Origin of the sequence: Paenarthrobacter sp. NPDC058040 (genome assembly GCF_042885775.1) — a bacterium.
GTDB lineage: Bacteria > Actinomycetota > Actinomycetes > Actinomycetales > Micrococcaceae > Arthrobacter.
This window is the reverse complement of record NZ_JBHVRN010000041.1, coordinates 1-2,019: the sequence shown is the minus strand read 5'-3', so window position 1 is coordinate 2,019 and position 2,019 is coordinate 1. Positions and strand designations below refer to the sequence as shown.

Sequence of the window (2,019 nt, the reverse complement as noted above, 5' to 3'; positions counted from 1 at the left end):
CGCCAACCCGAACCGTACACACCTTCCGGCTTTCCGTTTCGCTCCCGGCGACTCAGAAAACAATACACGCCCCAACACCCCAACGCAAATCCACCACTGAGACAGCCTCCGAAGGCAACCAGACACACCGTTGAGCCACGTGAAGCCCGCGTGAAGATCCCGTGAAGACGCTCGCGGGCCATTCGGCAAAGACCGGCGTCCTACAGCCAAAAGGCGACCACCCGCCGTCGTACATCCCGCATCTGCTGAAGCAGGGCAACCGACGTGGCGGGAGTGACCCTGGACGAGTACTCGGGGCCATCCAGGGCCAAGCCTCCAACGCCCCGGCCCTATGAGTTGCCGTCGGGCGGGTGGGAGGATGGGCGCATGGAACTGCACATCACAGGAGATGCCGCTGCCGACCAACTGCTCAGCGACGATGCGTTCGCGCTGCTCACCGGCATGCTGCTCGATCAACAAGTGACCATGGAGTCCGCCTTCGCTGGACCCGAGAAGATCCGTTCACGGATTGGGTCGTTGGAGCCCGGCGCGATTGCGGCCTTTGACCCGGCAGGTTTTGTGGACGTCTTCAAACAGACTCCCGCTGTCCACCGCTTCCCCGGCTCCATGGCCGGCCGTGTACAAGCGCTTGCTGAGACAGTCCATAGCGATTGGGATGGTCAGGCTGCCGCCATATGGACTCGTGGCAACCCGGACGGGCCGGAAGTTCTGCGCCGTTTGAAGGCATTGCCCGGCTTTGGCGACCAGAAGGCGAGGATCTTCCTGGCACTGCTCGGGAAGCAATGTGGCCTCGAGGCCAAAGGCTGGCGAGAAGCTGCGGGACACTACGGCTCGGAGGGTTCATATCTTTCGGTGGCCGACATCGTGGATCCGGAGTCCCTGGCAAAGGTCCGTGCGAGCAAGCAAGCCGCGAAGGCTGCAGCCAAGGCGGCCAAGGCCTGACTTTCGCTTTAAGACAGCTAAGGCCCCGCATCTGCGGGGCCTTAGCTGTCCAAGTTCAACGGGCCGGCGTTCCCGGCCGGGACGGCGCGGGGATGTCGCGGGAAGGCACGACGGCGGCATCGAGGATTGCGCGATCGCCCAGCGGGCGATCCAAGTGGACTGTGAACGGTGTAGGAGGATTGCTCTGGCACGATGACAGCTGATCCCCGGACCTCCTTACCCCAATAACGAGTTCCACCGTTGCTTCGGTTTCAACTTTCTTGACCACCTCGATGCGCCCCGCAGCGTTCTGCCCTGAATTGCAGGCAGCTTCTGTGACGAGCAACGCAACGCTGTCATTCTCAGGGGCAGGGTTCGCGGACGGATCCAAGGTGACGGTGCCTGCCTTTAACTCACCAAGATCCAAAGTGGGCGTACAGGCAGACGCTTCGACCACCGCCCATACCGGTTTGCCTGGTTCCGAGGCCATGGAGTTCGTGGAAATGATGACGTACACGTAGTCGCGGATGTCGCCCGCTCCGTCGTCCTGCGGTACCGCGAGTTTGTTCATCAGCATGACCTTGTTGCTGCTTTCCTGCGCAATGAGCCAGGATTCTGCGTGGAATTGTTCCACGTCACGTCCGCCGAGAGCTGGCAGCGCTTCAGGCCCGAGCTCGGTGGCGGGCTTTGGGTTCTTCAACGCCTTGAGCGGAACCTCGTTGCCTTGGCAAAGCGCCGCATCGGATGTGATCTCCGCGACCGGGCCGGCTATGACTCCGCCGCCTGCGGCCTGATCAGGGGCCGCACATCCCGCTGCCAGGAAAATGGATACCAACAAGGCAGTGGACAGCGCAGTTGATGTCGATTTAGTCCCCATGACCCTCAGGGTACGCCCCGGAGCCGTTTCGGCGCCGTCCCTGCCCGGTCAATCCTGGTACATGGTGTGTTGTTAAACCAGGGAGACCCCCCAACGTGGTGGTTGGGGGGTCTCGACCTGTTAATAGTTGTCCGGCGGTGTCCTACTCTCCCACACCCTCCCGGGTGCAGTACCATCGGCGCTGTGGGTCTTAGCTTCCGGGTTCGGAATGGGACCGGGCG

General features: G+C 62.2%; 2 protein-coding genes and 1 rRNA gene. 1 reads left to right on the top strand and 2 read right to left on the bottom strand.

Annotated elements, in window-relative coordinates:
- The first annotated feature begins 366 nt into the window (after window positions 1–366).
- Complete coding sequence (locus ACFVSJ_RS24365; RefSeq protein WP_387439696.1) at window positions 367–942, top strand: HhH-GPD-type base excision DNA repair protein; 576 nt, start codon at window positions 367–369, stop codon at window positions 940–942.
- Window positions 943–997: 55 nt separating this feature from the next.
- On the opposite strand, the gene ACFVSJ_RS24360 is transcribed toward ACFVSJ_RS24365, so the two are convergent.
- Window positions 998–1,798 carry a hypothetical protein gene (locus ACFVSJ_RS24360; protein ID WP_387439695.1) on the bottom strand — a complete coding sequence of 267 codons (801 nt, stop codon included), beginning with the start codon at window positions 1,796–1,798 and terminating at the stop codon, window positions 998–1,000.
- A 129-nt stretch (window positions 1,799–1,927) separates the two neighbouring features.
- Window positions 1,928–2,019: ribosomal RNA gene (gene rrf / locus ACFVSJ_RS24355) — 5S ribosomal RNA — on the bottom strand; the annotation flags it as partial.

Excerpts from the sequence above, each read along its gene's own strand:
- ACFVSJ_RS24365 (WP_387439696.1), top strand. The coding sequence starts at position 367 with ATGGAACTGCACATCACAGGAGATGCCGCTGCCGACCAACTGCTCAGC.
- ACFVSJ_RS24360 (WP_387439695.1), bottom strand. The coding sequence starts at position 1,798 with ATGGGGACTAAATCGACATCAACTGCGCTGTCCACTGCCTTGTTGGTA.